Source organism: Nocardia sp. CDC519, from assembly GCF_059509835.1.
Genome location: NZ_CM183377.1, coordinates 1,121,435 through 1,142,524, shown reverse-complemented (window position 1 = coordinate 1,142,524; position 21,090 = coordinate 1,121,435). Strand labels below are relative to the sequence as shown.

Below are 21,090 nucleotides of genomic sequence, written 5' to 3'. Positions count from 1 at the left end.
CTCCAGGGTGGACGTGCGCGGCGGCTACCAGCCGAACAGCAGCAGATGTACCCCGCCGACGACGACGCCGAGCAGGCCGCCGTGGACGTACAGCAGCCAGGCGTCTTGTTCGACGGAGGCGTAGAACATCTCCATGAACTCGCCGGGGGTGAGTTGTTTGAGTTTGCGGGCGGCGAATTCGTCGATCTTCTTGGCTTGTTCCTCGGTGAACTCGGCGTCCTCGACCAGGGACGGTGCCAGGCCGACGGCGGCGCCGGCGGCTCCGACCTTGAGGTTGTCGAATTGGCGGCGGCCGAAGGCGGCGCGGACCATCGAGGTGGTGCGGCCGAGCTGGCGGTGGATCTCGTCGGAGATCAGCCGTTCCAGCAGCTGACGGGTCTTATCGCCGTTGGGGCCCGCGAGCAGTTCCTTGGACAGATTGGGCAGGGTGAGCACCTGGTAGGCCAGGATGTGGGCCAGATCGACCGCGGCCTGCGGCTGACGCTTGGCCAGCAGGGCTTGGCGCCACAGGTACTTGTAGCGCGGCTGCGGATCGCCCGGCTCGAACACCATCTTGATCGCGATCAGGTTGACCAGCACGCCGATACCGGCCGACACCAGCAGCACGATCACCCACGCCGGCACCCAGCCGAGTACCGGGATGCTCGGATGCACGTGCAGATACAGCGCGAGCAGCAGCCCGAAGGGCGCGCCGAGCAGGCCGATCCGCACCATGAACCGCAGCTCCGGCGCGGCGATCGTGGTGGTCAGATCCTTGAGGATGATCGGGTTGTCCTGCAGGTACCGGATCACGAAGCCCTTGACGTCGATCAGCTGGTCGACATTGTCACCCAGCGATTCGAACGCGCGACGGCACAGCGCGGGCAGCTCCCGGTCCACCCGCTGATAGACCAGCTGCTTCATCGCCCGCGGCAGCGAACCCCACAGCTCGGGATTCTCCCGGTACATCACGTCGTCGACGATCGACTGGACCTGCTTGTGCGCCATCTCGGCCACATAGTCGGCGATACCGTCCAGGTCGAGTTCGTGGATGAAATCGCGTGGACTGCCGATCCGCATCAGCGCCTTGTCCACGCAGATGCTGGCCATCTTCTCCGCGCGGGCCGGGATGAAACCCTGGAAACCGAAACGGGAACCGTCCTCGGAGAACACCGGAAGTACCTGCACCCGGCGCGGCAGATACGGGTAGAGCACTTTCAGGCCGGGCACCCGCACACCGCGGAAGCTCAGCGGCCAGAACAGCATCAACACGCCGGTCCAGTTGGTCAGCCAGCCCGCGATCCCGGCGAAGATCGGGAAGCTGATCAGGTCCACCACGAATTTCGACTGCCCGGTGAGCTGCTCCCAATCGATGAACACACCGGACGCGAGTGTGGTCACGCGGGCTCTCCCTAGGCCGGCCGGTACGAATGCCCGGAATGGTTGTCTGAGACATCGAATGAGACTCGAGGTCCCAACATTCTCATTGCCCCGTGGAGGTGTCAACGATTCGGGGCGCGGCGGCCGCGACTACCCGTTCATGATCGTGTCACGCTGCGCGCGGGCAGTGCGGCGACCGCGCGTTCGGCCGCGACCAGGGCACTGTTGATCGAGATCTCACCGCGCATTCCGGGGGCGGCCACCATATCGCCGGCCAGGAAGACATCGTCACCGCGGTCGATCGCCGGACGGTCGCGCCAGGTCCGGCCGGGCAGGTCGAGGGCGCCGGTGCGGCCCTTCGCCGTGCCGGTCCGGGAGAACGTCGTCCTGGTGGCGCGTCCGGGGATGACGAGATCGGCGAACTCGGCAAGCCGCTGCTGGGCTTGCCCGGGCGTTTCGCCGGCGCGCACCGGCATCTGCAGTTGGAACAGCGACTGTCCGGCCGGGGCGATGCTGTAGTCCTGCATGGTGTAGCTCTCGTGGAACCCGCCCGCGTCGAGGTCGAAGACGATGCTGCGGTCGCGCGGTGAGCTCTGCACCGCGATATCGAGCAGGGCGGCGTGCCCGCTGGTCCAGGTCAGGCTGTCGTCGCCGAGCAGGCGCCGGGCCGAGGCGAGTTCGGTGGCCACGATCACCGGCCCGGCCGAGGTGTCGACGCTGTCGATGCGCGCACCGGTGGTGATCTCCACGCCGAGTCCGGCGGCGTGGGCAGCCATCCGGTCCATCACCCGCTGCCAGCCGCCGCGCACCCACCGCACCGCGGGCACCCGTGGCCCGAGCACCCGCTGGAACAGGCCCCAGACGAAGGCCGCCGACAATCGCCCGGTGTCGGCGTCAGAGGTGGCCACACTGATCGCGTTGGCGATGTGCTCGGCGGTCGCCGCGCCCCAGCGCGCCGAGGCCCAGCTGCGGAAATCCTGGTCAACCGGCGGTTTCAGATCGAAACGGGCCTGCGCGCGCAGCATCCGGGCGGGCGGTATCCGGCGTACCCGGCCGTCGGTGCGAAAACCGAGGCGCGCCATCTGTTGTGGTGCGGGCCAGCCGAGGCCTGCGGTGAATCCGCGTGCCTTCAGCCAGGTGTAGTGCGGGCCGTCGGCATAGAAGACGTGCGCGCCGTCATGGGCGATGTGCGGCCCCGAGGTGGCGCGACCGCGCCCGCCGAGCGTCGAGTGCGCCTCGAACAGCCGTACCGGTGCACCGGTTTCCGCGCACGCTATGGCGGCGGTGAGTCCGGCCAGGCCGCCGCCGATCACCGTGATGTACTGCGTCATCGCAACGTCTCCAGTTCGCCGAGGGGCAGTGGGGCGGCCGCATCGATCTGTGCGGCCATCAGGTCCGCGGTGGCCCGCAGATAGCGTTCGCTGTCCATTCCGGAGGGGTGGTCACCGCCGAAGATGTCGCACATCAGCCAGTAGTGCGCGATGGCGCCGACGATCACGGCCGCGGTGGCCTCCCAGTCGACGTCGGCGTGCTTCGGGCCGGCGAGTTCGGTCAGTCCGCGCGCGACCACCGAGGTGACCACGACGAACTCCTCGCGCCGGAACACCTCGAGTACTTCGGGGGCGATGGAGTTGTCGCGCAGCAGGATTCGGGTGACGTCACGGTCGTGTTCCAGGCGCATGAGCCCGATCCGGCACAGCATCCACAGCCGATCCGCCGTCGACGCGCTCGGCGCGACCGCCGCAAGGAACTGGGCGATGGAGAAGTCCGGGTCGAGGAAATGCTGCCATTCGCCGCGGTCGACCAGCCGCGAGCGCACCGCCTCGACCAGCAGTTCGTCCTTGGAGGCGAAGTGCCGGTACAGCGCACCGGAACCACGCGAGAGCCCGGCGGCCGCTTCGATCTGGGCGACGGAGGTGCGGGCGAAACCCTGTGCGCCGAACAGCCGCAGGGCTTCCGAAACGATCCGCTCCCGTGTCGATGCCATCCGCACTCCCGTAAGTAACCACTTACTTACATGACATCCCGGCCGCTTCGGCTATGCAAGAGGTGACTGACGAGATGACTGAAAAGCGCTACCGAACAGCTCGGCAAACCGCTTGCACCTGCGCATTTCCGGGGGCAGCGGGCGAGCATTCCGCCCCGACGGCCTGCCTGCCTGCTGGGTGAAATCAAATACAAGCACGCATGCTTGCTTCTTTAATCGGGAGCTGAGATGCTGAACCCCAACGTCACCACGAGTGACATCCGGTAACGACAACGCGGGGCGAGGACTCATGGCTGACCTGGAAGCGTTACTCGGCGATCTGGCCGAGGAGAGCGCCGATCTGGAACGACTCGTCGCCCCACTCGCCCCCGCCGAGTGGGCCACCCCCACGCCCGCCGAGGGGTGGACCATCGCGCATCAGATCGGGCATCTGGCCTGGACCGACGAGATCGCCACGATCTCGGCCCGCGATGCGGACCGGTTCGCGAAACTGGTCGCCGAGGCCGGGCCGCGCGTGCTGACCTTCGTCGACGAGGCCGCCGAAGAAGCAGCGGCCGCGGAGCCCGCCGAACTGCTGCACCGGTGGCGGCGCAGCCGGGCCGAATTGGCCGACGCACTGCGCAACGTTCCCGCCGGCGCGAAGGTGCCGTGGTTCGGGCCGCCGATGAGCGCAGCCTCGATGGTCACCGCGCGGACGATGGAGACCTGGGCGCACGGCCAGGACGTGGCCGACGCGCTCGGCGTCACCAGGACACCGACCGCCCGACTGCGGACCGTGGCCCATATCGGCGCGCGGACCAGGAACTTCGCCTACATGGTGCGCGGTAAGCAAGCGCCGGCCGCGGAATTCCGGATCGAACTCACCGCGCCCGACGGCAGCGTGTGGACCTGGGGTCCCGAGGATGCGGAACAGCGCGTCACCGGTTCGGCACTGGACTTCTGCCTGCTGGTCACCCAGCGCAGACATCGTGACGATCTCGCGCTCACAGCAGTGGGGGCGGACGCGGCCGAATGGCTGACGATCGCGCAGGCCTTCGCCGGGCCCAGTGGTGCGGGACGCGCGCCGGGCCAATTCGCCTGAGCTGGATCGCCCACGCCGATACGTGAAGCGGGCGAGCGCCAGTCTTGGGTGCGTCGCGACGACGATCGGACGTCGTTGGCCGGGTGTCTCGATGTGGCAGTCGAGAATGACGCTCGCCAGCGACCTCGGAATACCCCCATTTTCACGGCGCGAAACCTCGTCGACCCGGATGGTTCACCCCCGTGTCACGGGAACGCCGAGCCAGCGGAACGTGCGGGGCCGACGCTGTGATGCTGCTCTCAGCGATGCGGCACGCCCACCGTCCACGCCGTAACCTGGACGAGCGTACGGCTTTCAACGATGCGGGCCGTCGACCCCAGGGAAACCAGGGCGGAGGGAAAGGAAAGCATCGTGTCAGCATTCGAGTCTGCTCAGATCGCTCGCCATACCGCCATCGTGCTGGCAGGCGCGGCCAGCCTCAGTCTCACCGTGGTGTCCGGCGCCTATATCGCCACCAACATGCCCGGTCTCGAACGTCCCGGACAGCTCGCCGCGCCGTCGGCGCCGCTCATCCGCGAGGGCGCACCGCGGCCCGGACCGACCCATCGCACCGGATCCATCCTGCTCACCGACGGTTCCGGCCAGGCTGCCGTCTACCGTGACCGGCCCGCGGTCGCGCCGGGTGCCCTCACCGCGCCCGAACCCACCGCGCTGCCCGCCGAAACGCAGGCCGCTCCCGCCGAGCGCGACGGCGTCGGCGGCCGGGTCGGCCTCGGCACCACCTACGTCGGCGCCCGAGTCGCCCCGGCGCAGACCAACACCGTCTCGATCACCCTCGACACCAACGCGCTGACGGTGCTGAGCGGAATCCTGATGTCCGAACCGGTCCGGGAACGCCTCGGCGTATCCACCGACCCGTCCGGGGTCACCCAGATGCGCACCGATGTCGACACCCGGCGCGGCGAGGTGACCTTGGTGTTCTCCGATCCGACGCTCGGTGAGCATGCCCTCGAGCTGGACCGGAATCCGGCGCCGGGGCAAGCCGATCGGGCCGACAGCGGCGCGGTGGTCGAGGACGCGCCGGACGAGGCGCGCCCGGCGCCGGCCGTTCCGGCAGCCGGAAGCGACGTCGTCACCGCCTGATCGGCACCCGTTCCCCGGCGAGCGCAGGCCGGCGACGGGCGGTGCTCGGCGCCGCGCCTATCGTGCTTCCCATGTCGACAATCGCCACCCGGATCTGAACCCATGTACGACTTCTGCGTGATCGGGGGCGGCATCGTCGGCGTGGCGACCGCGTACCGGATCCTGCGGCGGGCGCCGGGAGCGAGCCTGGTGTTGCTGGAGAAGGGCGATGCGCTCGGTACCCATCAGACCGGGCACAACAGCGGCGTCATCCACTCCGGCATCTACTACGCGCCGGGCAGCTTGAAGGCCACACTGTGCAGGCAGGGCGCGCGGGCGACCAAGGAATTCGCGGCCGCACACGGGATCGCGTTCGCCGAATGCGGGAAGCTGCTGGTGGCGACCGACGGCGCGGAACGGGAACGGATGCTCGCGCTCTACGAGCGGTCGCGGGTGAACGGGGTGGACGTCGAGTTGCTCGACGCCGCCGAGCTGCGCCAGCGGGAACCCCATGTGACCGGGGTGGGCGCGCTGTTCGTCCCGGATACCGGGATCGTCGACTACCGCGCGATCACCGACGCGCTGGCCGAGCAGGTGCGCGCCGCGGGCGGGCGGATCGTGCTCGGGGCGCGGGTCGATGCCGTCACCGAGACCGCCACGGGCGTCACAGTCTCCGGTCCAACGGGTAGCCGGACCGCGGCGAACCTGGTGGCATGTGCCGGGTTGCAGGCCGATCGGGTGGCCCGGATGGCGGGACTGCGCATCGACACCCGGATCGTCCCGTTCCGCGGTGAGTACTACCAGCTACCTGCCTCGCGCGCGGGGTTGGTCGACACCCTGATCTATCCGATCCCGGATCCTGATCTGCCGTTCCTCGGTGTGCACCTGAGCCCGACCATCGACGGCGAGCTCACGGTCGGGCCGAACGCCGTGCTCGGCCTGTCCAGGGAGGGCTACCGCAAGGGCAGTATCGACCTGCGTGATGCCAAGGAGGTGCTTGGCTATCCGGGTGTGCACCGGGTGGCTGCGGCCAATGTCCGCACCGGGCTGCGCGAGCTGCGCAATTCCCTGTTCAAACGCGGCTACCTGGCCGAATGCCGACGCTACTGTCCCGAGCTGACCATGGCCGATCTGCGACCGCGGGAAGCGGGCATTCGTGCCCAGGCCGTGGCAAGGGATGGCACGCTGATCCACGACTTCCTGGTCGAACGCACCGACCGGATGGTGCATGTGCTCAACGCACCGTCACCGGCGGCCACCTCGGCGCTACCGATCGCCGATCACCTCGTCGACCGGCTCGGGCTGCCCGCCGACCGAGCAACCGACCGGTAGCCATCTGGAAATCCACCTCCCCAAATCTCGGCGCAACCCTCGAATAAAGAGGAAGGCTGTAGTACTTTTGTCGCAGCCGTGGAGGGAGGGCCCATGGGCCGCATCAGATATGCCAGCGACGTCGGCGCACCGGTCGAGGTGGCTTTCGCCTACACGGACAACCATCTGTTCGTACCGGACTGGATGTTCGGCGTCGCCGGATTCGAACCGAGCGGCGACACCGACCGGGGGCTCGGCGCGCGCTTCCGCACCGACGCCGGGCCGATCCTGCTCCGCACCACGCTCACCTGCGAGATCACCGAGTACCGGCGCAACGTCGTGATCGGGTATACGCTGCGTGGACGCCTATCCGGCACTCTGACACTGCGATTCGATCCGCTGGGCTACGGGCGGTCGGTGCTCACCTCCGAGGTCGACTACGATCCGCCACGTGGCCTGGCAGGCCGCATGCTCGCTCGTCCTATCGAATCGGGTGTCCGCTCGGCCCTGCGCCGCACAGAGTCCCGGTTACGAAGGGAGATAGAGCAATTCCACGGTACCGATCTTGTCGGCCGGATTGCGTAGGGTGCGAGGCATGATCATCGTGAGCACCGACGGATCCTGCCTGCGCAATCCCGGCGGCACCATCGGCTGGGCATGGGTCAATCATCAGGGCCCCTCCGATAGCGGGGGCGCCGTGTCGGGCACGAATCAGATCGCGGAGCTACGCGCGTTGCTCGAGGCCATCCTCGCCCACCCCGGTGATGAACCGCTGCTGATCGAAAGCGATTCGCTCTACGCCATCAAATGCGCCTCGGAGTGGATCGCGGGCTGGCGGCGCAACGGCTGGCGCACCTCCGCGGGCGCGGCGGTCAAGAACGCCGAGCTCATCCAGCAGATCGATCGCGCCATCGCCTCCCGCCCCGGGCCGGTCCGTTTCCGCTGGGTGCGCGGACATGTCGGCAACTACTTCAACGAGCAGGCCGACACACTGGCCGGCCAAGCCGCCCGCCGGGTCGCCGCCGATCCCACCGCCGCCGCCGATCCGGTGACGGTCGAGATCCCCGCACTCGCCACCACCATCCCGGCCCCCGCCGTCCGCGCGGAACCGGCTGTGCCAGAAGAAAAGCCGGCTGCCCCGCGCAAAGTCGCGAAGCAGCCGGCCGCAGGAGCGCTGACGCTGTTCTGATCGGCGCCGCACCGACCACCTGAATAGACCTCCGGCGGTGGTGGCTCGACCCACCGCCGGGGGTCGCTATCGGTGGCTCAGTTGCCCGGCTCGGGAGCGGGCTGATCGGCAGGCGGGGCCGGGGGCTGCTGGGCGGCGTTCGGGTCGATGCCGGGCAGCATGGCCAGCTCCCACTTGTTGACCAGCCACTTGTCACCGGACTTCTCCATGCCCGCGACCACGGCGATGTCCTGGCGCTTGGGCTCGGGGGTGGCCGAGTTGGTCTTCATCAGGCTGATGTTCACCAGCACCTGGGTGTTCTCGGTGTCGCCGGAACGGAAACCGCAGGTCGCCTTGTCGACCCAGGCCTTGACCTTGGACTCGACCAGCAGCTGGCGCAGCACCTCCCAGTTCTGCTCCAGATCCGAGACCACATTGTCGGTCGCCCGGCCCTTCAGCTCGGCGATGAAGTTGTCGAGATTGCCCGCGTAGTCGTAGGTGTTGGTCGCGCGGGCGAAATCGCAGGCGGCCTGGCTGGATTCGTCCTGCGCGGCGAGTTCGTCGCTACGCTGCTGCGCCTGCCGGAAGAACACGACGGCGGTGACGACCAGCGCCACCAGCACCACCCCCGCCACGAAGGCGAGGACGACGGGCAGCACACCGCGCTCATCGCCGCTGTTGTCGGCGTTTTCGACCATAGATCCGGTCCCACTCTCTTTCGTCACGCCGCTGCCCTACTGCATTGCCGGGAAGTCGAACTGAGCCACGAGCCAGCGCCCGTTCTCCTTCTTCATCTCCACGTTCGCCGCGACCCGGACCTTGCCAGGGGTGGAGTTCGGGACATCCGCGGTGGAGAAGGTCTGGTCGATGACCAGGACAAGGGTGGCGCTCTCCGCGTCGCCGGAGGCATAACCGCACATGACCTCGTCGGCCCGGGAGTCGACCTGCCTGCCCTCGAACCGCGCCTTCAGGTCGGGGCCGAGCTGGGCGACCATCTTCTTCCACTCACCGGTCGCGGTGTCCTCGAGCCGGCCCAGGTAATCGTCGACCTTGTCGCCGCTGTAGGTGGCGAACTGGTTGCCGAAATCGCAGGCCGCCTTGGTGGCGGCGGCGCGGGTGTCCAGCTCGTCCTGGCGGTTGCCGGACTGGAGGAAGAACACCACGCCCGCGATCGCGGCGGCGATCGCGAGGACCACGGCTGCGGCGGCTGCGATGAACAAGGGATTGCGGCGCTCGGCCCGCGCGGCTTCGGCGGCGGCCGGTGTGCGCACCTTGACGGTCTTGTCGTCGTCGGACTTGGTGGCCTTACCGGGCCTGCCGGCTTCAACGGCCTTGTCGACCTCGACGGTCTTGTCCGCGTCAGCGGCGGCCTTGACGGTCTTGTCGGGATCCGCGGCGGCATCGGCCGCATCGGAACCGACCTTGTCCACCTCGGCGGCGTCGGTCGATCCGGCGGCCGCGCTCTCGGCCTTCACGGTTTTGTCCGCGTCCGCCGTGCTCGCCTTGCCGGCAGCGGCCTCGTCCGGCTCGGCCGCACCGGCGCCGACCTTACCGGTGTCGCGGTCGGCAGCGTCCGTGGACTCGGCGTCGCCGTCCGGGGCCGGTGTGGTCGCCTCGGCGTCGGAAGCGGCGTCATCTGTGGACATGAGTACTGTTCACACCTTCCCGGCACACATCGGGGTGTGCCGTGTATTTCGTCCGGCCACGCGCGCGCCGGGCCGCAGGCATTCATCTGCGAGTATGCCCCGGCGCACGCGCGACGCGTTCAGCCGGTCGGGGTTACCGCACCGGCGGCATGGTCCGTTCGTTCGGATCCACACCCGGCGGCATGTGCGAGCCGTTGTTCGGGATGTTCGGCCGCGGCGCGTTCACCGCACCTCGAATCTGCTGTCCCGGCGGCGGATTCTCGCAGTAGTTCCACTTCGGCATGGTCCCGTCGGAGACGACCTGCGGGCTGGCCGGGGTGGACTGGTACTGGCAGAAGGGCCGCAACCAGATGTCGAGGATGGTGTGGAATTCGTTGTCGTGGGCGGGTACGCCCAGCGCCGCACCACCGAGTTCGAGCGCGGGGAACAGCGCCCGCATGGCCGGGGTGCGCAGCTGCGCCGCCTTGGTGATGGCGACGAAGTTGTTGACCAGGCCGGTGATCGGATCGGTGGTGGTGTCGAGCACCGCGCCGAGGCTGGCGAACTGGCCCGGGGCCTGCGACAGCACCGACTGCAATTCGGCGTTGGCGTTGTTGAACTGCTCGAACAGCACGCCCGAGTTGCGGGTCAGCGTCCCGAGGTCGGGCTGGGCCATGGACGTCGTCGACGCGATGGTGCGCAGGTTGGTGATCAGATTCGCGGTCTGCGGCAGCAGCGAATCCAGGCCGGCGGCCACCAGGCTGACGCCGTCGATGAGCGAACGCAGCTGATCCGGGCCACCGCTGAGCGCGATATCGAGTTCGTTGAGGATGACGTCGAAATGCTTCGGATCGATCTGGGCGATCAACGCGCTGGTGTCGTCGAGCACCGCCCACACCGGGGTGGGCGTGCGCACGGTCTCCGGGTTGTATTCGATCACCGAGCCATCGGTCAGGAACGGGCCCTGATCGGTATCGGGCCGGAAGTCGATGTACTGCTCACCCGCGGCCGACAGGGCCTGCACCGCGACCACGGTGTCCACCGAGATGTCGTAGTCGTCATCGATCGAGGCCTTGGCCGCGATGGCGGCGCCGCCGTTGATGAGCTCGATCGAATCCACCTTGCCGACGCGGAAACCACGCAGCGTGACGTCGTTGCCCGGTTGCAGACCGCCGGAGCGGTCCAGCGTCACCGTGACGGTGTAGGTACCGCGCAGCGGATTGATCCGCATGACGTTCACCAGCAGATATGCCGCACCGATGATCAGCACCAGCACCAGGCCGATGGTGGAGTAGAGGATCTTGTGGCTTTTCACCGGTGGCCTCCCGTCACCCGGCCGTAGACGACCTGGAGCACCTGGATCAAGCTTCCCGCGAAGTCGTTCAGGTCGTTGACATCGAAGAACTTGCTGGTCCCGGGGGCGGTGAGCAGGGCGATATCGAGGTTGGTGACGTTGACCTGCGCGGCGAGGCTGTTACCGCGGAAGGTCGCGTTGACGCCAGGGCGGATCTCGCGGAGCGCGTCGAGCATCGCACCGAAGTTGTCGCCGGTGGCGGCCAGGGCGCCCATCAGCTGATCGAGGCTGTCGAGCAGCCCGGCCAGTTCACCGCCGGAGGTGTTGGCGTAATCGCCGAGCGCGACGCTGGCGGTGCCGATCTTGGCGAGCAGATCACCGATGGCCTTGTTGTTCTCCGCGACCGCGCCGATCATGTTCGGCAGGGTGTCGGCGACCTGGCCCAGATCGGAGCGCCTGGCCTCCAGCGTGGTGGCCAGCGCGCCGAATTCGGCGAGCACGCTGTCGATCCGGGCGGAATTGTCGTTCATGCTGGTGACGACGCCGGTCATCTCGTTGACCAGATGCACCACCTGATCGCTGCGACCGCCGACGATGGAGTCGAGTTCGGCGCCGAGCCTGGCCAGATGGGCGATGCCGCCGCCGTTGAACATCATCGAGACCGACAGCAACAGTTCCTCGACCGTGGCGCCCGCCGAGGTCTGCTCGAGCGGCAGGGTGTCGCCGTCCTCCATCATCTGGGTGCCGGGTTCGGCCGGCGGCATGGACAGCGCGACGAACACATCGCCCAGCGGGGTGGCCTGGCGCAGTTCGGCGGTGCTGCCGACCGGCAGCTGGATATCGGTACTGATATCCATATCGACGATGGCCTGGAAGTTCGAGGTGGTGATATCGGTGACCACCCCGACGTCGGAGCCGCCGACCTTCACCTTCGCCTGATCGGGCAGGTTGAGCGCATTGTCGAACACCGCCTTCAGCGAATAGGTGTCGCCGGTGGCGCCCGGCTTGGGCAGCGGCAGCTTCTCCACGGTCAGACCGCAGCCGGAGGTCACCGACATCGCCCCGACGGCCGCGACCGCGACCATGCTGCGGCGGGCTCGTCTGCTGATTCGATTCATCATTTCGTCAGTCCAAGCAGTGCGGCGGTGAGTCCGAAGTCGGGACCGAAGTCCTCCATGCGACCGGTGCGGCAACCGTCGGCGCGCATCTGGATCCGTTCGCAGAACAAGCTGATCTGCTCACCGGCGAGGGTGGTGCCGACGATGCCGTGCAGCCGGATGTAGCCGAGTTCCTTGTTCATCGACTTGTCGATGCTCTCCAGCAGCATCGGCGCGACGTCGATGACCTCGGTGAGCCCGCGCGCGTTCTGGCGCAGCTGATCGGTGACCGCCGTCATCCTGGTCAGGGTGTCGCTGATCTGCGCCTGGTGATCGGCGAAGATCGAGCTGGTGTTGGTGAGGAAGCTGTTGAGCTGATCCAGCGTGGCCTGCAGACCGGGGGCCTGCTCGGCGAGCAGCGTGGTCATCTGGGTGGCCTGGTTGCTGAAATCGCGCACCGACTGGTCGTTTTCGGCCAGCATCGTGGTGAGCTCGTTGAGCTTGATGATGATGGTCGAGATCGCGTCCTTGTTGTCCAGGCCCACCTTGAGCGCGCTCGACAGCGCGTTGAGGGTGTCGCGGATCTTCTCACCGTTGCCGTCGAGCATCGGGTAGAGCACCCGGCCCGACAGCGGGCCGAGCCCTTCCTGACCCTCTTCCGGCTTGAGTGCCGCGGCGAACTGATCGATGGTCTTGATCATGGTGTCGAGTTCGACCGGGACATCGGTGCGTTCCAACGGCAGATGATCGCCGTCGGACAGCGTCTCGCCTTCGGTGAACGGCGGAGTGATCTCGATGTGCCGGTCGGTGACGATCGACGGCGAGATCACCACGGCCATGGCGTCCTTGGGGAACTTCACATCGCCGTCGAGGGTCATGTGCACCTCGACGAAGGTGCCGCGCGGCACGATCTTGTCGACCTTGCCGACGTCGATGCCGAGCACCTGGATGCTGTTGCCCTCGTACATACCCGCGATGTTCTCGAAGTCCGCGGTGATCTTGATGTCGTTGTTCAACGGGCCGGGCAGCAGCGAGCAGCTACCGACCAGCAGCGCGGTGGCTCCGACGAACAGCGATTGGGCGATCGTTTTGAGTCTCATCACGCGCACCCCTCGGCGACTTGGGCGAAGCACAACCAGTTGTCGGGGAACAGCCACGGGATGCCGACCTCGGCGTAGTTGCCGTTACCCCAGGCATTGGCCAGGTAACGCACCGCGGGCGGCATGATCGACAGCAGCCGGTCCAGGTTGTCCTTGTTCTTCTGCAGGCCCGAGGCCATGATGTTGAGCTGGTCGAGGGTGCCGGAGAACTGGTTGTCGTTCTGCGCGCCGATCTGCTGCAACTGCGCGGTCAGGGTGGCGACATTGTCGAGCAGCTGACGCAGCAGGTTCTGCCGTTCCATCACCCGGCTGGCGATCGCCTCACCCTGGGTCACCACCAGCAGCACGCTGTTGCGGTTGTCGGCCAGGATGGTCGTGACCCGGTCCAGATCCTTGAGCAGGGTGTCGACCTGGGTCTTGCGCGAGTCGATGGTCTTGGCCAGCGCACCGACGCTGTCGAGCGCCTGCGCGATCAGCTCCGGCGAACCACCGAGCTGCTGATTGAACAGGTTCAGCGATTCGGCCAGCTTGGCGGTGTCGAGTTCCTCGAACTTCGGGGTACCGCGCTGCACGACATCGGCCAGGTTGTAGGGAACCGTGGTGTTGGACTTGGGGATCCGCTTGTCCGGCAGGCCCGAGCCGTCACCGGGCTCGAGGTCGATGTAGCGGGCGCCCAGCAGCGTCGCCATCTTGATCGAGGCGTGCGCGTCGGGGCCGAGCTTCACATCGTCGTTGACCTGCAGGGTGATCACCACGTGATCGCCCTCGAGTTCGGCGCTGGAGACCCGGCCGACCGGGACGCCGGCGACGTCGACCTTGTCGCCGACCTTGATGCCCGCGGCCTGAACGAACTCGGCCTCGATCGACTGCTCGCCGATGCCGAGGCTCTGGAAGCCGGAGGAGGCGATCACCAGCAGCGCCACCAGCGCGGCGCCGATGATGCCGAGACCGAAGTAGCGGTTGGCGTTGAACCAGGTTTTGATCTTGGTCATGGGCGGCACACCGCCGACTGTCCGTTGCCACCGATCTGCGAGAAGATCCCGCGCGGGAACAGGATCCCGTAGAGCGAGACGTCGAGGCGGCAGATGTAGGCGTTGGCGTAGGTGCCCTCGGAGGTGAACCGGCCCACGTCGGCGAGCACCGACGGCAGGTCGATCGCGGCCTGGTCGAGCTTGGCGCCGTTGGCCAGCAGCAGCGTCAGCGCATCGCGGGTCGAGTTCTGCGCTGCGTCCAGCTTGGGCTGGATATTGCCGACCATGTCGACCAGTGCGGTGGTGGCGTCGGCGATCTGCACGGTGGACTGCTGCAAGGACTGGCCCTGTTCATAGAGCCCGCCGATCAGCGCCCTGGTCTGGGTTACCAGCGTCTCCAATTCGTCCCCTCGTTTTGCCAACCCCGACATGATGCCGCTGAGGTTGGTGATCACATCGCTGAGAATCGCGTCCCTGCGCTCGAAATCGGTGGCCAGCGTGGCGGCCTGGGTGATGAACGAGCTCAGCGAGATCCGGTCGCCCTGCAATGCCAGCACGAACGTCTCCGACAGGCGATTGACCTGCTCGGGCTCGAGCGCCTGGAACAGCGGCTGGAAACCGTTGAGCAGCGCCGAGATGTCGAACGACGGCTCGGTGCGCTCGAGCGGGATGGTCGCGTTGTTCTCCAGCGGGGTGGCATCCCCGCCGGTGCCCGGCGCCAGCGCGATATAGCGCTGGCCGATCAGGTTCTGATAGCGCACCAGCGCCTTGGTGTTGCCGTAGAGGGTCTGCTCGTCCTGGACGATGAACGACACGTGGGCGTCGTTGTTGTCGTCGAGTTCGATCTTTTCGACCTTGCCGACGCGCACGCCCGCCATGCGGACGTCGTCACCTTCGCGCAGACCCAGCACGTCGGTGAAGGTGGCCGAGTAGGTCTTGGTGTCGCCGTCGACGGTGCGGGCCAGCGTGTTCCAGATGACCACGGTGACCAGGATCGATACGACTGCGAAGAGGCTGAAGCCGATCAGCGGTTTGCGGATGCTCATCGGCCGGCCCCCTCTGCGGTGACCTGCACAGTGCCGCCTTCCAGAGCCGTGCTCAACATCATGTACTCGAGGGTGGAGGCCCGCCGGCCCAGCAGCGCCGTCAGCGCCGGATCATCGGTGTAGGCGATGGGCCGGGCAGCCGGCTTCACGCCGGGGCGCTCGGTGTTCGCCGCGGGCGCGGCCGCACCCGACTCGGACCGATCGGTGCCAGGCTGGGTGGCCGGCGCCGGGGGCCCCGGCTGCGGCGCGGCCGGAGCGGGAGCACCGGGCACCAGATTCGGGAACAGGCCCTCGAGCGGGGTACCGGCGAACGGGTTGGGCAACGCCGCGGTGGGTGCCGGCGCCGCGGGCGCGGTGACCTGGGTGGTCACGCCCGGAATGGCGGGCATACCCGGCATCGGCGGCAGCACCGGCAGGCCCTCGGCCGACTTCAACCGGCCCGGCCGCATGGATTCCGGCAGCACACCGGGATCGGCGACCGCTGGGGCGGTGGCACAGCTGGGACCGGCAAGGTCGCCGTAGCGCGGGCAGTCCTTGACGGTGTTCGGCTGCCACGGGGTGAACGTGACGCCCGCGTTCCAGACCATCTGCCGCTGCGGCCCCCAGGTGAAGACGGTGTTCAGCTTGCGGGTGGAGCTGTTCAGGTTGGCGATCGCGTTGGTGATGGCGCTCGGGTCGGAGGCGAGCGCGCCGATGGTGGCGTTCAGGCCGGCGGTGACCTCTTTACCGGAGTTCGGGTTGATCGCGAACAGGTGGTTGATCTTGTCCGCGGTGACGCTCGCACCGCTGATCAGGGCGGCCAGCTCCGAGCGGCGGTCGGCGATGGTGCGCGCGGTGGTGACCGAGCTGGCCAGCACGTCCATCAGTTCCGGCGCGGATTCGTTCAGCGCGTGCGCCGAGGCGGAGAAATCGCCGAGCAGCACACCGAGATCCGGAATCGACTGGTCGACCGTGGTGAGCCAGCGGTCGAGGCGCTCGATGGTGGAACCGGGCACCCGGCCGCTGCCGTCGAGAGCGTAGGACAGGGTGCCGAGCACCCGCCCGAACTGCATCGGGTCGATCTGATCGAGGATGTTCTGCACCGTGGTGAGAGTGTCCTGCAAGGCGACGGTGCCCTTGCTGGTGTCCTCCTGGATGATCGAGCCCTCTTCCAGATGCCCGTCGGACTGGCCGTTGTAGACCAGCTCGACCGAGGTCACGGCGAACAGGTTGCTCGGCACCACGCGCGCGGTGACGTTGTCCGGGATGCCGTCGACATACTCCGGCTTCAGCTCGATATGGACCTGCTGCAGTTCACCTTTCGCCGCCACCGACACGCTGTCGACGGCGCCGACCAGCACACCACGGAACTTCACGTCGGCGTCCTGCGGCAGGCCGTCACCGGTGGTGGTGAGGTTCGCGGTGACGTTCACCTTGGGCACGAAGTAGCCCTGATAGCGCGCCATCAGGAAACCGAGAATGACTGCGAAGACGACGAGCCCGCACACACCAGCGATGAGCAGCTGCCGCATGGTGGGCCCGCGCCCACTCGGATCGATGATCATTACCTACCCCGAGATCCGGATGCCGGGGTTGACACCCCAGATTGCCAAGGTCATGAACAGGTCGGCGAAGACGACGACGATGATGCACATCTTGATCGCGCGGCCCGCTGCCACACCGACACCCTCGGGTCCACCCGAGGCGAAAAAGCCGTAGTAGCACTGGATGAACGTGGTGATCGCGACGAACACGATCGCTTTGAGCAGCGAATACAGCACGTCGGTCGGTATCAGGAATTGGTAGAAGTAATGCATGTAGGTACCGCTGTCGGTGCCGCCGATCAGCTGCACGGTGACCGCACAGGAGATGTAGGCCATGGCAAGGCCGAGGCAGTACAGCGGGACGATGGTGATCATCGCGGCGATCATCCGGGTGCTGACCAGGTAGGGCAGCGGGCGGATGGCGACCGATTCGAGCGCGTCGATCTCCTCGGAGATGCGCATGGCGCCCAGTTGAGCGGTGAACCGGCAGCCGGCCTGCGCCGCGAACGCCAGCGCCGCCAGCAGCGGGCCGAGCTCACGGGTGGTCGCGAAGGCCGAGATGGCGCCGGTGATCGGGCTGAGGCCGAGCAGGTTCAGTGAGGTGTGGCCCTGGATGCCGACGGTCATACCGCCGAAGGCGGACAGGATCAGGATGACGCCGATGGTGCCGCCACCGACGACGAGATTGCCGTTGCCCCAGGTGACGTCGGACAGCAGCCGCCAGACTTCCTTCGGGTACTGCTTGAACGCCAGCGGCATCGAGCCGATGGAGCGCAGGAAGAAGAACACCTGGTGGCCGAGGCGGGCCAGCATGTCCTTGGGCGCGGTGGCCGCGCTGCGGAGCTTCTGGAAGGGCCGCAGCAGGGGCGGCACATAGGTCGCTGACACCGGCTACACCACCGTCGGGGGGAAGAGGGTGTTGTAGACCTGCGTGAAGATGACGTTCACGCCGAACAACATCACCGCGGACATCACGACGGCGGTGTTGACCGAGTTGGCCACACCGCCGGGGCCGCCGCGGGTGTTGAGCCCGGTGTCGCAGGCGATGATCGCCGCGAGCAGGCCGAACAGCAGCGACTTGACCAGGGCCACCAGCAGATCCAAGGTCACCGCGAACGAGGAGAAGGTGGCGATGTAGGAGCCAGGGGTGCCGCCCTGGGCGAAGATGTTGAAGATGTAGCCGGTCAGGAAGCCGACGAAGACGACGAATCCGCACAGCAGCACGCTGACGACCATCGCCGCGCCGAGCCGGGGGGCGACCAGCCGCCGCATCGGGTCGACGCCCATCACCTTCATGGCGTCGATTTCCTCGCGGATGGTGCGGGAGCCGAGGTCGGCGCAGATGGCCGAACCGACGGCGCCCGCGATCATCAGCACGGTGACCAGTGGTGCGCCCTGCTGGATGATGCCGAGGCCGTTGGCCGCGCCGATGAACGAGGTGGCGCCGACCTGACCGGCGACCGCACCGACCTGAATCGAGACAATGACGCCGATGGGGATGGCGACCAGCAGCGTGGGCGCGGCGGCGACGCTTGCCATGAAGGCGCACTGGCGGATGAACTCGTCGAACGGGAACCGCCGCCGGAAGATCGAGACGACGAGTTCGGTGACGGCCTGTGCGCCCATCGTCATCTGACGGCCGAGGGTTTCCAGCGACTTTTTGGGATGGTCGCGCCAGTAGTCCTTGGTCCACTCGACCGCATCGCTCAATCTCGAACCCGCTGGTGGACTCTTGGTCGACTGCACTGACTAACCCCTCTCGACGTCGGTTTACCTGCCCCGACGACTTGTTTGCTTGACGCACCTTACTACGGAGTAGCGCAGAACACACCATAGACATGTGATTGCGGTCATAGACCGTTGTCACTATGCACTGTGACCACTGAGTTATCGCCGCGGAGTTGGTATTGATCCCAATCTTTCGCGGAATAGAACTAGAACAAGTTACAGATCCCCAGCACGGAGGCGGGACCGGTCGGCGAGTCGGTTCCCAATAAATAGGGAAACCATTCATCGAAAATTGCGCGGATTCAATTCTGGACAGACGACCATGACAAGACTCGCTTTGTAAACTTCGCCGACAATAATAGAGCCGGTGATAGCAAGGAGCTATTTCGCAGGAAAGAGACAGCACCGGCTAGATGCATGGAAACCGGCGTCGTGGCGGGCTCGCCCCGGCCGATGACGCGCCCGAGCACAAATACTGACACGATGGGTCTCGCAGATTGATATCGTGCGGGCTTCCGACGTCTGGAGGGACATGTTCAGCAAACTCGCCAAGGCGGCCAACGCCGTCCTCGCCGTCGCCATCGGAGCGGCGCTGCTCGGGACCGGCGCTGGCGCCGCCGGCGCCGCACCAGGCGCGCCGGTCATCGGCGGCGGATCCGGAATCGTCATCGACAATCAGTTCGAGTGCACGGTCACCACGGTCGGCCACGATGCGGCGGGACGACTGGTCGGACTCACCGCCGGACACTGCGGCGACGCGGGTGCGCAGGTGTACGCCGAGGTGAACCGCGGCTACGGACCGATCGGCAAGTTCGTCTTCTCCAACCACGAACTCGATTACGCCGTCATCCAGTTCGATCCGAACCGGATCACCCCGGTGAACCGGATCGGCAACGTCACCATCACCGGGATCGGCGCCGCGCCGCAGTTCCCGACCATCGTCTGCAAGGAAGGCCGGACCACCGGCAACACCTGCGGCGTCACGTGGGGCGATGTCTTCCAGACCAACTACGAGACCTGGGCCCAGATGTGCGTGGTCGAAGGCGACTCCGGCGCACCGGTGGTCGTCGGGTCCACCCTGGTCGGCATGGTGAACGCCTACCTGGCCATCGCCTGCTTCGGCCCCGAGGTCGGCACCAACCTGACCGCGATCATGGACGACGTCAACGCGCGCGGCGGGACGGGCTCGGGTTTCCGGCCCATCTGATCACCCCGGAACGCGAACGATACGAATGAGCGGGCGGATATCGCCCGCTCATTCGGCGTTTCCGGGGCGTTCCGGCCGGCTGTCGGCGCGTGCCGGAGCGAGCGCGGGCGCGGAGATGCCGCACTGCGGCATGCAGTCGACATCGTCCAGCGTGGGCGCGAGCCTGCGCGGTGCGCGCAACAGCACCGCCGCGAGCACCGCGCCGGTGAGCAGCAATCCGACGCAGATCCACATGGCGACCCCGAAACCGGAGTCGAACGCCGCCGGATCGCCGAGCGCACCGGAGATTCCGGCCAGACCGGGCAGCGCGGCCACCGCCAGCAGCTGGGCCGTCCTGGCGACGGCGTTGTTGACCCCGGAGGCGATGCCCGCCTCACTCGGGTCGACGGCGCCGAGCACGGCGCCGGTGAGCGGGGCGACCAGGACCGCGAGCCCGAGGCCGAACAACAGCACCCCCGGCAGCACATCCACCGGGTAGGCGGCGCCGGGGCCGACGCCGAGCAGCAGCATGAGGCCGAACGCGGCCAGCACCGGCCCGGCCGTCATCGGCAGCCGCGGCCCGTGCCGCTGCGCCCACCGTCCGGCCGGGGCCGACAGCAGCAGCATCAGCACGGTGACCGGCACCGTCGCCATACCCGCCTGCAACGGCGAGTACCCCGCCACCACTTGCAGTTCGAGTACCAGCAGGAAGAACACCCCGCCCAGCGCCGCGTAGACGGCGAGCGTCACCAGGTTGGCGGCGGTGAACACCCGGGAGGCGAACAGCGACGGCGGCACCAGCGGATGGTCACTGCGCAATTCGATCACCACGAACACCCCGAGCAGCAGCACACCCGCGAGCACCAGCCACGGCATCGCGTCGATCAAGCCGAGGGTGAGCGCAGCCAGCGCCACCGCGACCACGAACGCACCGGGAACGTCGAGGCGGATATCGGCGTCCGGATCGCGGCTTTCCGGCACGTGCCGCATCGCCACCAGCACCACGATCAGCGTCAACGGGACGTTGAGGAAGAAGATCGACCGCCAACCGGCCAGCTCGATCAGCCAGCCGCCGAGCAGCGGGCCGATGGCGCCCGCCACCCCGCCGAAACCGGACCACAGCCCGATCGCCGCACCCTGATCACGGGCGTCGATCGAGGACGAGATCAACGCCAGACTGCCGGGGGTGAGCAGCGCACCGGCCATGCCTTGCAGGATCCGCGCGACGATCAGCATCTCGATGTTGACCGCCGCACCGCACAGCACCGAGGCGAGCGCGAATCCGATCACGCCCCAGACGAATACCGTGCGCCTGCCGAGCCGGTCGCCCAGCGATCCACCGAGCAGGATGAACGAGGCCAGCGTCAGGGTGTAGCCGTTGAGCGTCCACTGCAGGCCTGCGACATCGGTGTCGAGTGCGGCGCCGATCTCCGGCAGCGCGATATTGACGACGGTCGCGTCGAGCGAGGCCACCGACGACCCGAGCACGGTGGCCAGCAGAATCCAGCGGCCGGTGCGCGAGCCTAGGCGCGGCAGCTGCGTGGTGCTCACC

General features: G+C 67.4%; 20 protein-coding genes. 6 read left to right on the top strand and 14 right to left on the bottom strand.

Annotation, left to right across the window (positions count from 1 at the left end; all coding sequences use genetic code 11):
• Positions 1-24: 24 nt before the first annotated feature.
• The 3 genes from AC5W7N_RS05055 to AC5W7N_RS05045 all read right to left on the bottom strand — a co-directional run bounded on the left by AC5W7N_RS05055 (position 25) and on the right by AC5W7N_RS05045 (position 3,346).
• Positions 25-1,380, bottom strand: a complete 1,356-nt coding sequence (locus tag AC5W7N_RS05055) for a DUF445 domain-containing protein (protein ID WP_194989669.1) — start codon at positions 1,378-1,380, stop codon at positions 25-27.
• Between the two features lie 137 nt (positions 1,381-1,517).
• Positions 1,518-2,690 carry an NAD(P)-binding protein gene (locus AC5W7N_RS05050; RefSeq protein ID WP_490724321.1) on the bottom strand — a complete coding sequence of 391 codons (1,173 nt, stop codon included), beginning with the start codon at positions 2,688-2,690 and terminating at the stop codon, positions 1,518-1,520.
• Positions 2,687-3,346 (bottom strand): TetR/AcrR family transcriptional regulator, encoded by a 660-nt coding sequence (locus AC5W7N_RS05045; protein ID WP_163813389.1) that lies wholly within the window; start codon positions 3,344-3,346, stop codon positions 2,687-2,689. Before AC5W7N_RS05045 ends, AC5W7N_RS05050 begins: the two co-directional genes overlap by 4 nt.
• 289 nt (positions 3,347-3,635) lie before the next feature.
• Between AC5W7N_RS05045 and AC5W7N_RS05040 the strand changes: the two genes are divergently transcribed.
• The 5 genes from AC5W7N_RS05040 to AC5W7N_RS05020 all read left to right on the top strand — a co-directional run bounded on the left by AC5W7N_RS05040 (position 3,636) and on the right by AC5W7N_RS05020 (position 7,989).
• Positions 3,636-4,427, top strand: a complete 792-nt coding sequence (locus AC5W7N_RS05040; RefSeq protein WP_495923335.1) for a TIGR03084 family metal-binding protein — start codon at positions 3,636-3,638, stop codon at positions 4,425-4,427.
• Positions 4,428-4,778: 351 nt separating this feature from the next.
• On the top strand, positions 4,779-5,510 hold the full coding sequence (locus tag AC5W7N_RS05035) for a hypothetical protein (protein WP_495923334.1): 732 nt from the start codon (positions 4,779-4,781) through the stop codon (positions 5,508-5,510).
• A gap of 102 nt (positions 5,511-5,612) precedes the next feature.
• On the top strand, positions 5,613-6,821 hold the full coding sequence (gene lhgO / locus AC5W7N_RS05030; RefSeq protein WP_495923333.1) for an L-2-hydroxyglutarate oxidase: 1,209 nt from the start codon (positions 5,613-5,615) through the stop codon (positions 6,819-6,821).
• A gap of 93 nt (positions 6,822-6,914) precedes the next feature.
• Positions 6,915-7,385, top strand: coding sequence for an SRPBCC family protein (locus AC5W7N_RS05025; RefSeq protein WP_163813385.1), 471 nt, complete (start codon positions 6,915-6,917; stop codon positions 7,383-7,385).
• Positions 7,386-7,395: 10 nt separating this feature from the next.
• The gene (locus AC5W7N_RS05020) at positions 7,396-7,989 is read left to right on the top strand and encodes a ribonuclease H family protein (protein ID WP_495923332.1); all 594 of its coding nucleotides are present in this window, start codon (positions 7,396-7,398) and stop codon (positions 7,987-7,989) included.
• Between the two features lie 77 nt (positions 7,990-8,066).
• Here the strand turns inward: AC5W7N_RS05020 and AC5W7N_RS05015 are convergent, their stop codons facing one another.
• The 10 genes from AC5W7N_RS05015 to AC5W7N_RS04970 all read right to left on the bottom strand — a co-directional run bounded on the left by AC5W7N_RS05015 (position 8,067) and on the right by AC5W7N_RS04970 (position 18,334).
• Positions 8,067-8,666, bottom strand: a complete 600-nt coding sequence (locus AC5W7N_RS05015) for a hypothetical protein (protein ID WP_163813383.1) — start codon at positions 8,664-8,666, stop codon at positions 8,067-8,069.
• Between the two features lie 36 nt (positions 8,667-8,702).
• On the bottom strand, positions 8,703-9,614 hold the full coding sequence (locus AC5W7N_RS05010; RefSeq protein ID WP_194989662.1) for an NADH-quinone oxidoreductase subunit E: 912 nt from the start codon (positions 9,612-9,614) through the stop codon (positions 8,703-8,705).
• A gap of 133 nt (positions 9,615-9,747) precedes the next feature.
• Complete coding sequence (locus AC5W7N_RS05005) at positions 9,748-10,908, bottom strand: MlaD family protein (protein WP_163813381.1); 1,161 nt, start codon at positions 10,906-10,908, stop codon at positions 9,748-9,750.
• Entirely contained in the window at positions 10,905-12,008 is a 1,104-nt protein-coding gene (locus AC5W7N_RS05000) for an MCE family protein (protein ID WP_228806007.1), read from the bottom strand. Before AC5W7N_RS05000 ends, AC5W7N_RS05005 begins: the two co-directional genes overlap by 4 nt.
• A complete protein-coding gene (locus AC5W7N_RS04995; RefSeq protein WP_163813380.1) occupies positions 12,005-13,084 on the bottom strand; it encodes an MCE family protein in 1,080 nt (359 codons plus the stop codon). The genes AC5W7N_RS05000 and AC5W7N_RS04995 overlap by 4 nt, the downstream gene beginning before the upstream one ends.
• A complete protein-coding gene (locus tag AC5W7N_RS04990) occupies positions 13,084-14,076 on the bottom strand; it encodes an MCE family protein (RefSeq protein WP_163813379.1) in 993 nt (330 codons plus the stop codon). Before AC5W7N_RS04990 ends, AC5W7N_RS04995 begins: the two co-directional genes overlap by 1 nt.
• On the bottom strand, positions 14,073-15,101 hold the full coding sequence (locus tag AC5W7N_RS04985; RefSeq protein WP_163813378.1) for an MCE family protein: 1,029 nt from the start codon (positions 15,099-15,101) through the stop codon (positions 14,073-14,075). The genes AC5W7N_RS04990 and AC5W7N_RS04985 overlap by 4 nt, the downstream gene beginning before the upstream one ends.
• Positions 15,098-16,645 carry an MlaD family protein gene (locus AC5W7N_RS04980; RefSeq protein ID WP_195020336.1) on the bottom strand — a complete coding sequence of 516 codons (1,548 nt, stop codon included), beginning with the start codon at positions 16,643-16,645 and terminating at the stop codon, positions 15,098-15,100. The genes AC5W7N_RS04985 and AC5W7N_RS04980 overlap by 4 nt, the downstream gene beginning before the upstream one ends.
• A gap of 3 nt (positions 16,646-16,648) precedes the next feature.
• Positions 16,649-17,512 (bottom strand): MlaE family ABC transporter permease, encoded by an 864-nt coding sequence (locus AC5W7N_RS04975; protein ID WP_249357801.1) that lies wholly within the window; start codon positions 17,510-17,512, stop codon positions 16,649-16,651.
• Between the two features lie 3 nt (positions 17,513-17,515).
• Positions 17,516-18,334: an MlaE family ABC transporter permease gene (locus AC5W7N_RS04970; protein WP_228806006.1), complete on the bottom strand. Its 819-nt coding sequence runs from the start codon at positions 18,332-18,334 to the stop codon at positions 17,516-17,518.
• Positions 18,335-18,884: 550 nt separating this feature from the next.
• Here AC5W7N_RS04970 and AC5W7N_RS04965 point away from each other — a divergent pair.
• Positions 18,885-19,559: a S1 family peptidase gene (locus AC5W7N_RS04965; RefSeq protein WP_163813375.1), complete on the top strand. Its 675-nt coding sequence runs from the start codon at positions 18,885-18,887 to the stop codon at positions 19,557-19,559.
• Between the two features lie 48 nt (positions 19,560-19,607).
• Here AC5W7N_RS04965 and AC5W7N_RS04960 read toward each other — a convergent pair whose 3' ends face one another.
• A complete protein-coding gene (locus tag AC5W7N_RS04960; protein WP_195006876.1) occupies positions 19,608-21,089 on the bottom strand; it encodes an MFS transporter in 1,482 nt (493 codons plus the stop codon).
• Position 21,090 lies beyond the last annotated feature (1 nt).

Bases quoted from the DNA above. Each gene is read 5' to 3' on its own strand.
- AC5W7N_RS05050 (WP_490724321.1), bottom strand. From the start codon at position 2,690: ATGACGCAGTACATCACGGTGATCGGCGGCGGCCTGGCCGGACTCACC.
- AC5W7N_RS05045 (WP_163813389.1), bottom strand. From the start codon at position 3,346: ATGGCATCGACACGGGAGCGGATCGTTTCGGAAGCCCTGCGGCTGTTC.
- AC5W7N_RS05040 (WP_495923335.1), top strand. From the start codon at position 3,636: ATGGCTGACCTGGAAGCGTTACTCGGCGATCTGGCCGAGGAGAGCGCC.
- lhgO (WP_495923333.1), top strand. From the start codon at position 5,613: ATGTACGACTTCTGCGTGATCGGGGGCGGCATCGTCGGCGTGGCGACC.
- AC5W7N_RS05025 (WP_163813385.1), top strand. From the start codon at position 6,915: ATGGGCCGCATCAGATATGCCAGCGACGTCGGCGCACCGGTCGAGGTG.
- AC5W7N_RS05020 (WP_495923332.1), top strand. From the start codon at position 7,396: ATGATCATCGTGAGCACCGACGGATCCTGCCTGCGCAATCCCGGCGGC.
- AC5W7N_RS05015 (WP_163813383.1), bottom strand. From the start codon at position 8,666: ATGGTCGAAAACGCCGACAACAGCGGCGATGAGCGCGGTGTGCTGCCC.
- AC5W7N_RS05010 (WP_194989662.1), bottom strand. From the start codon at position 9,614: ATGTCCACAGATGACGCCGCTTCCGACGCCGAGGCGACCACACCGGCC.
- AC5W7N_RS05000 (WP_228806007.1), bottom strand. From the start codon at position 12,008: ATGATGAATCGAATCAGCAGACGAGCCCGCCGCAGCATGGTCGCGGTC.
- AC5W7N_RS04995 (WP_163813380.1), bottom strand. From the start codon at position 13,084: ATGAGACTCAAAACGATCGCCCAATCGCTGTTCGTCGGAGCCACCGCG.
- AC5W7N_RS04990 (WP_163813379.1), bottom strand. From the start codon at position 14,076: ATGACCAAGATCAAAACCTGGTTCAACGCCAACCGCTACTTCGGTCTC.
- AC5W7N_RS04985 (WP_163813378.1), bottom strand. From the start codon at position 15,101: ATGAGCATCCGCAAACCGCTGATCGGCTTCAGCCTCTTCGCAGTCGTA.
- AC5W7N_RS04980 (WP_195020336.1), bottom strand. From the start codon at position 16,645: ATGATCATCGATCCGAGTGGGCGCGGGCCCACCATGCGGCAGCTGCTC.
- AC5W7N_RS04965 (WP_163813375.1), top strand. From the start codon at position 18,885: ATGTTCAGCAAACTCGCCAAGGCGGCCAACGCCGTCCTCGCCGTCGCC.